This window comes from Coleofasciculus sp. C1-SOL-03, assembly GCF_040220555.1.
Taxonomy (GTDB): domain Bacteria; phylum Cyanobacteriota; class Cyanobacteriia; order Cyanobacteriales; family Coleofasciculaceae; genus Coleofasciculus.
The window spans coordinates 1-6,533 of record NZ_JAVJUO010000115.1; the positions used below are offsets into that span (position 1 = coordinate 1).

The window sequence follows — 6,533 nt, forward strand, 5'->3', positions numbered from 1 at the left end:
AAACAAAACCCGCCCTCTCCACCGATAACGGAAAAACAAAACCCGCCCTCTCCACCGATAACGGAAAAACAAAACCCGCCCTCTCCACCGATAACGGAAAAACAAAACCCGCCCTCTCCACCGATAAATTAAAAACAAAACCCGCCCTCTCCACCGATAACGGAAAAACAAAACCCGCCCTCCTCACCGATAACGGAAAAACAGTCCCCTGTTCCCTGTTCCCTGTTCCCTGTTCCCTGTTCCCTGTTCCCTGTTCCCCCATCTCAACCGTAAACTATAACTTTTTCCGACTACTTATCTGAATTAATAACAGCTTGAGCTAGCTGAATAATTGGATAAAACTGGAAATTGTGAGCCAGATGGCTTAGAGTTGTGATTAGAAGCGTTTCCTCTGGCGGAATTTGTTCAATAAGCGAGACGATTTCTTCATCATCACAAAGCTGTGCCGCTTCAGAGAGCCTTTCAATCCAGGATAGGGGCATCACCGATAAACGTTCAGGAGTTAACTGATTGACGTTAACCGATATCTCTAGTTGAGTAGTTCTGGATAAGTTTGGGTGATCATCTGCATAAACATAGCGCACTCCTAAATATTCTTCCATCTTGGCAAACAAGGTTTCCACTTGAAAAGGTTTTGTAACATAATCATTACAACCCGCTTGTAGTGCCGAGGCGCGATCGCGATGGGAAGCATAAGCCGTTAACGCGATAATAATTGGGGTTTGACTGTCTGATTGGCAACGAATCTGTTGCGTCGCCTGATAGCCATCCATGATCGGCATACGCATATCCATCCAAATCAGATCGGGTTGCCATTCTTGCCACAATGTCAGCACTTCCTGTCCATTTTCCACCTCGCGCACCTCTAACCCTGGAAAGGTTAACAGCTTAACCAAAATTTGGCGGTTTTCGGGTTTGTCGTCAGCAACAATAATCCGGTAGGAGGGTTGATTGGGAACTAATCCAATAACTCGGCGGTGAGTATGAACAAGTTCCATATTGGATGCATCAGCCAAGTGAATCGGAATCTCAAAGCTGAATGTACTTCCTTGATTCAGTTGACTACTCACCTGAATATCACCACCCATTAATTGGACAAACTTACGGCTAATGGCTAACCCTAAACCCGTCCCTTCATTTGCCACTTTCCCGGCGTGAGTTTGGATAAAAGCATCAAAGATACTCCCTAATTCCCTTGGCGCAATTCCCACGCCTGTGTCGGAAATCTCGATTTTGCCTGTTGCAATTCGAGTTCAGCTTGCTTACGAAGCGTCACATCCAGAGCGGTGCTAATCACCATGCGCCGCCCATCATTCAGCTTACCCAAGGGGGCGGAATAGAAATCCCAGATGCGAGTGGAGCCATTACGAGTGATAATGGTATATTCGCCTTCGCCAATGGGTTGATTGAAACCATATAACTGATCAATCGTTGCCCGAACTAAGGCTTGGCGAGTACCGTAGGCTTTTTGGGTCCAATCTGCGATCGCGGGTATGTCTTGATGGGTGTAACCCGTGAGTTCTGTCCACGCCTGGTTAATCTGCAAAACTTCGCCATCTTCAGCATGGAGCATAATCGGTATGGGTGAATAGAGGACAGCACGACGAAAGCGTTCCTGGCTCTCTTGCAGCGCTTTTTCTGACTGTTTACGAGAGGTAATATTCGTCAGCGTCACCACACACCCTTGGATCTGGTTTTTGGAGTTCAACAACGCCCGCCCACTCAGGAGTAAATGGAATTCTTGCCCATCCTCTCGCCCAAAAACGACTTCAACCCCTTGGAAGGTTTCCCCATTTAGAATTGTGGCGATGGAAAAGGGGTGTCCTGAGGTTGGAAATGCTGAGTAAATCCTATTGTTATCTTCCCGGATATCAGATGAGCAAAAAATCAGCAAAAAAACCTGATCAAATGGCTGAAGTATGGGATTTTTACCACAAAGTTCCTGGGTAGCCATACTGGTGCGGATAATAATTCCCCTTTGATCACAGACCACAATCGCGTCAGCCACTTGCTCGAAAATAGAACGCGCCAGCTTTTCAGCGGCAACTATCTTTTTTTGTCGTTTATATTCCGTTAAATCTGTTATTATTAAACAATGAATTATTACATTCTCTATCGTCAATTTATTAATCGATAGTGCAATGGGGATCTCCGTCTGATCACGGGCAATGAGACAGAATTCCCTTTGACTGCATTTGCCTGTATCTTGCTGCAATAGGGCTTGGAAGAGGGGGCGTTCGGCAGGGTTAAGGTATTGTTTAAAGTTAGAGCCAATAACCGTTTCTAAGTTTCTTTGCAAAAGCTCGGCTAAACGGCGATTACAATAGAGCAGCATTCCATCAGATGTCACCGTAGCTGCCCCTTCTTGCATTTGTTCCACAAAGAGTCGATAAGGTTCATCGGCACTCTGTAAGGTAAAAATCTGGTCGCCTTCGGGTCCTGATACGACTAATGCATCCACCTCACCCTGGCGAATTGCCTGCAATGTTTCTTCCGCGACACTCAGGCGATCGCGTAAGTCTTGAAGTTCTTGTTCTAATTCCTCCCGTGTTTTTTCTGGCATCGATTTAAACGTAATTTATAGCTAATCGTTTGTCGGTACAAGATCTAGCCCCACCATAATTTTTTCTTGCTTGGACATATCGCCAATAATCCGTTGTAATGGCAGGGGCAGTGTTTTAATTAGGGTGGGTGTGGCAAAAATCTGCGCTTGCTTAACCAATTCCGGTTGTTGATAAATATCGATAACCTCCAAGGTGTATCGTTCGGAAAGATAGTCTTCACAGATACTTTTAATCATTTCAATGGCACGGATCGATTTTAAGGTTGTTCCAGAAATATACAAGTGGAGACAGTAATGCGTTGTGTTGCTTTGAATCAGAGCTTTTTCAAAGGCTTCTGTCGAACTTTTCATGTTTTCATATTCCATTATTTTATCCTATTTGTTGATCGAATTACTTTGCCCATATACCGTCTAACTTTATTCGGATTCTCGACGCAAATCGAGTCCGACCAAAACTTTTTCAGTATTGGATAAATCACCAATAATTTGTTTGAGTGGTGGCGGGAGTTTTCGCACCAATGTCGGAATCGCCACAATTTTGTCTCCTTTGGCAAGTTGAGGATTTTCGAGTAGATCAATCACTTCAATATGATATTGACCACTCAGATGTTCCTCACAGATTTTTTTCAAATTAGCAAATGCTTTAATTGATTTCGGGGTTTGCCCTGCTACATAGAGGCGCAATTGCCAAAACTCTGATGCCTGATTGCTAATTTCTTGTAGAGTTTCCATAATGAAAAACACTTGGTAGTTGATACTTGAGAGATTAACCCCAGACGTCTACTCATTGCCCTGAATGAAATCCGCCTGACGAAGCTGCGCGATCGCGACTCGGTTTTGCTGTAGACTATCTTGGTGTGATTGCTCCTCCTGCATCATCTGTTCAATATTTTCCTCTTCCCGTTCTAGCTGTGCTTGCAAGGCGGTGATTTGGGATTGGACAATCGCTTTCTGGCGGGCAAAATCGCGGCGCTTGCGCTCAAATTCCTGTTTTCGAGTCAAATTCACGGCTTTTTCTTTTTCCTCTTGAATCCTTCGCGCCGTACCCGTCAGCACCATCCCTTCTCCCAAATAGACATCGACTAACTCGACTCCCTGCTTGGTTAATTTCAATTCCCGCACCTGATTGGAGTGTTCCATCCCACGAGATTTGAGGATAAAAAATACACGATTGCGTTCGCCATTACTCTCCACAAAGCGCACCTCCAACCACGTATCCATTAACGAGGAAACGCCAATCTCAGTCTGCTCAACAGGCATCCCCCCTTGGATTAAATTCGTCAAAAACACCGTAATTTGTTGGGATTTAAGCAGATCAATCAGCCGGAAAAGAAAAGCTTTTGCCTGTAATAGAGTACCGCCCATAGTCAGATTACTCATCGGGTCAATAATCACAACCGTGGGCTGAAACGCTTTAATTAAACTGTGAATTTGTACCAGGTGCATTTCTAAGCCATAAGCCGTCGGACGTCTCGCCTGAAACCGTAACCAACCTGATCCAATCCCACGGATGTAATCGGCAATACAGTAATCCCGTCTGAATTAATCAAAAAGGGATAGTCATTTGTCCCGTGACTAGACCCCCGGTACTTGACAATTTGCAACTTACGGGTTGAAATATCTTCGTAAAGACGGTGATCGAGGCGAATCACGCAATCAGAAACATACTCTTCGATGCCATAACGAGTCAGAGAGTTCTCCCCTTTTTCCCCGGTAACAATTGCCGTAACCCCTTTCGTTTTCAACCAGCGAAATAACCGCCGCAACTCTGCCCGGACAATCGCGGTATTGGACAAGCCAGAAAACAGCACTTCAACGGTATCCAGGACAACTCGCTTGGCACCGATGGCGTCAATGGCACTACCGAGGCGAATAAATAAAGCTTCTAAATCATAGTCCCCAGTTTCTTCAATCTCCTGCGGGTCAATATAAACATAATCAATCGAGAGTTTTTCTGTTGCCGTCAATTCGTCCAAATCCCAACCCAAAGACGCGACATTTTGGGTCAATTCTGCCGCCGTTTCTTCAAACGCCATGAACACACCTGGCAATGGTTTCACCTTAAGTTGACACGGGCGCACGTCGGTGCGCCCCTACGGTTTTCTGGCGTCAGCGTCATCCATCAAATTAGGTTGGCTACACCACTACTGGCTTCGAGTTCCTTCTCTTTGACAAGGGGAGGGTTAGGGAGGGGTCAGATCTAAGATAAACTTCTACACTCGTAGACTATTCCCATCCCCCAATGACTCGATTCCCCCATGACCAATTTGCCAAGGACTATCTTGACCAACTCTTGTCCCCAATCGGAAAAGTGGAAACCAGTCGTGACATTGCTGGGGAAGTGCGAGAGGTTGACGTTTTATTTATCCCCACCTCTATCTCAGATGACTACCTCCTCTCTCTGGGACTTTTAGGACGCTTTGTCACAACTGCTGCTGTCTTTGAACCCTTTCGCAACGCCGTCACTGCCGATCAAATTTGTGATTGTCTAGCGAAACTGTTTGACCTACATCGGGAATTGAGACGACGTGCCAGACGGGAGTCCACTTCCATTAATCTGAGTGAACTCTCCCAATTATGGATACTCACCCCCACTGCCTCAACACCCTTACTCGATAGCTTTGCAGCCTTCAGTGATGAGCAAAACTGGTTAAGTGGACTATACTTTCTCCCCCAGGCTTTCCGAACAGCAATTGTCGTCATCCACCAACTCCCCCGTACTCCAGAAACCCTATGGCTGAGACTTCTGGGAAAGGGCAGAGTCCAACAGCAAGCCATAGAGGAGATCACCGCATTACCCGAAGACAGCCAACGGCGGGAGTCTACGCTAGAGTTATTGTATAACTTGCAAGCCAACTTACAAGCCAATCAAGAACAACCCTTAGACACAGAGGAGAGGGAGTTAATTATGGCATTAGCACCCCTTTATCGGCAACAACTGGATGCGGCTCGGCAACAAGCCAGGGAAGAAGCTATGCAACAGGGATTACAGGAGGGATTACAACAGGGATTACAACAAGGATTACAGCAGGGATTACAGCAGGGATTACAGCAGGGACAACGGCTGATTATCGAAAACGTTCTCCAGACTCGCTTGGGACAGTTAACCTCTACCCTCGCTGCTTTAATCACTCCCTTATCGGCATTGCCCTCTCAGCAGTTAACTCCCTTTCTACTGCAATTGTCTCAACTCGAAAATAGTGAATCAGGAATTCAACAGGCACAGCGTTTCATTGTCGAAAATTTACTCAGAATTCGTTTTGGAGAATTGGACGCTCAACTCACCGCACTGGTCACTCCTTTATTAGGATTACCTCCCCAAGACTTAAGTCAATACCTCTCACAATTGCCTCAGCTATCCCGTGAGCAACTCCTGGCTCGATTTCCCCCAGCCAGTTCTTAAACGTGCCGTTGTCGTTCCCTCAGAGGAGCAGTTCAACAACCGCTTCTAAAAACCTAGACAAACCTACCCATAAGTAATTCTGTCTTGGTATAAGTCCACGGTGTAACTTTTGGTCGATAACCGTTAACGCAAAAGCTTGGCTGATACCCGGCGTTGTTGCTCGATATCAGCCTTAACCAACGGTTCCCAGTTAGAGACACTGTAATAATCGTGTCTACGATTGACTACAGGGCATCGACCAATAAAATTATTAAATTGATATAGAGCGCTCCATACGTGCTTTCTCGGATTCACTCCAAGATAGGCGGACACAGAGCGCGGCAATCTCTCACTATACTTCATTCCTCTTCTGGCAATTGCCAGGGCAGCCGCCACATCAGACGATAGTCCATACATTCGACTATATTTAACCAATCCAATCAAACTCGTGTAAGCTGGATTGACCAACTTTAGAGCTATTCCTCGGTTGGATAAAATCGATGACAAAACCTGATAAAAACGACTGTATGCCCAGGCAGAAAGCATTCGAGCATATTTTTTTGTTCGCTCTCTTAATTGAGCTTTCTT

Annotated in this window: 6 protein-coding genes and 2 pseudogenes; 2 read left to right on the forward strand and 6 right to left on the reverse strand. The window is 45.7% G+C overall.

The genetic code is table 11. The annotated features are described in order from the left end of the window. Positions 1–302 (forward strand): hypothetical protein (locus RIE73_RS18425; RefSeq protein ID WP_446402560.1); only part of this gene is annotated, 302 nt, incomplete at its 5' end. On the opposite strand, the gene RIE73_RS18430 is transcribed toward RIE73_RS18425, so the two are convergent. The 5 genes and pseudogenes from RIE73_RS18430 to RIE73_RS18450 all read right to left on the reverse strand — a co-directional run. After that, a complete protein-coding gene (locus tag RIE73_RS18430) occupies positions 291–1,211 on the reverse strand; it encodes an ATP-binding response regulator (RefSeq protein ID WP_446402561.1) in 921 nt (306 codons plus the stop codon). The two genes, RIE73_RS18425 and RIE73_RS18430, sit on opposite strands and share 12 nt — an antisense overlap. Next, entirely contained in the window at positions 1,187–2,563 is a 1,377-nt protein-coding gene (locus RIE73_RS18435; protein WP_446402562.1) for a PAS domain S-box protein, read from the reverse strand. Before RIE73_RS18435 ends, RIE73_RS18430 begins: the two co-directional genes overlap by 25 nt. Before the next feature lie 21 nt (positions 2,564–2,584). Beyond that, complete coding sequence (locus RIE73_RS18440; RefSeq protein ID WP_446402563.1) at positions 2,585–2,914, reverse strand: circadian clock KaiB family protein; 330 nt, start codon at positions 2,912–2,914, stop codon at positions 2,585–2,587. Between the two features lie 66 nt (positions 2,915–2,980). Then, entirely contained in the window at positions 2,981–3,295 is a 315-nt protein-coding gene (kaiB, locus tag RIE73_RS18445) for a circadian clock protein KaiB (RefSeq protein ID WP_446402564.1), read from the reverse strand. Between the two features lie 48 nt (positions 3,296–3,343). Then, a pseudogene (locus tag RIE73_RS18450) lies at positions 3,344–4,611 on the reverse strand (ATPase domain-containing protein); the annotation flags it as partial. Between the two features lie 194 nt (positions 4,612–4,805). Between RIE73_RS18450 and RIE73_RS18455 the strand changes: the two are divergent. Next, positions 4,806–5,966: a flagellar assembly protein H gene (locus RIE73_RS18455; protein ID WP_446402565.1), complete on the forward strand. Its 1,161-nt coding sequence runs from the start codon at positions 4,806–4,808 to the stop codon at positions 5,964–5,966. A 123-nt stretch (positions 5,967–6,089) separates the two neighbouring features. Here the strand turns inward: RIE73_RS18455 and RIE73_RS18460 are convergent. Next, positions 6,090–6,533: pseudogene (locus RIE73_RS18460) on the reverse strand (hypothetical protein); the annotation flags it as partial.

Coding starts and splice junctions, on each gene's coding strand:
- RIE73_RS18435 (WP_446402562.1), bottom strand. CDS start 2,563: ATGCCAGAAAAAACACGGGAGGAATTAGAACAAGAACTTCAAGACTTA.
- RIE73_RS18440 (WP_446402563.1), bottom strand. CDS start 2,914: ATGAAAAGTTCGACAGAAGCCTTTGAAAAAGCTCTGATTCAAAGCAAC.
- RIE73_RS18455 (WP_446402565.1), top strand. CDS start 4,806: ATGACTCGATTCCCCCATGACCAATTTGCCAAGGACTATCTTGACCAA.
- kaiB (WP_446402564.1), bottom strand. CDS start 3,295: ATGGAAACTCTACAAGAAATTAGCAATCAGGCATCAGAGTTTTGGCAA.